This window comes from Nocardia xishanensis NBRC 101358 (assembly GCF_001613365.1).
GTDB classification, from domain to species: Bacteria; Actinomycetota; Actinomycetes; order Mycobacteriales; family Mycobacteriaceae; genus Nocardia; species Nocardia xishanensis.
In genome coordinates this window covers 1-503 of record NZ_BDCF01000124.1, presented here as the reverse complement: position 1 = coordinate 503, position 503 = coordinate 1, and the positions used below count along the sequence as shown (strand labels likewise).

Annotated in this window: 1 protein-coding gene; it reads right to left on the bottom strand. The window is 62.4% G+C overall.

The annotated features are described in order from the left end of the window. Nucleotides 1-292, bottom strand: a 292-nt coding sequence (locus NX1_RS37590; RefSeq protein WP_218024234.1) for a hypothetical protein, incomplete at its 3' end; no start/stop codon positions are given. Nucleotides 293-503: the final 211 nt, after the last annotated feature.

The window sequence follows — 503 nt, the reverse complement described above, 5'->3', positions numbered from 1 at the left end:
AGACTGCTGTCGAGAGATGGTCGTGTTCGGGCGCATCGGTTGCTCCTTCCGGATTGTTGAGACCTCGTTGGGGTTGGGGCCGTTGTGCGTCCGACGCTTCAGTGCGTTTGTCCTTGGATGGCCAGTGCTGACGTCCGGCGTCCTTGGGCGCGGTGAGTTGTCGCTTCCGCCTGAAGTCTGGATCAGGCACAATTTTCGTGATACTGGCGGTCGGGTTTGCTGAGTCGCTCAACAGGATTCGCTTCCGGAGTAGATCCGGTTTTGCTCGGCCGAACATCTGGCGTTTGATCATCTTGATCCGTTGACGTGTCCCTCGACCGGTCCGCTGCTCCAGGGCAGCGTCAAACCCGCAGTGACAGCGTCGAAGTCGCGGCCCAGGCCGCGGCCATCAGCCGCTACCGAGACCAACTCCTGCCCACCTCCCGCGCACCCGACGTCGTCTGAGTCCGCGAATCCCTCCGTGCTCGCTTGCCCGCCGCCGTCCTCAAATCTCGAGACCCGGT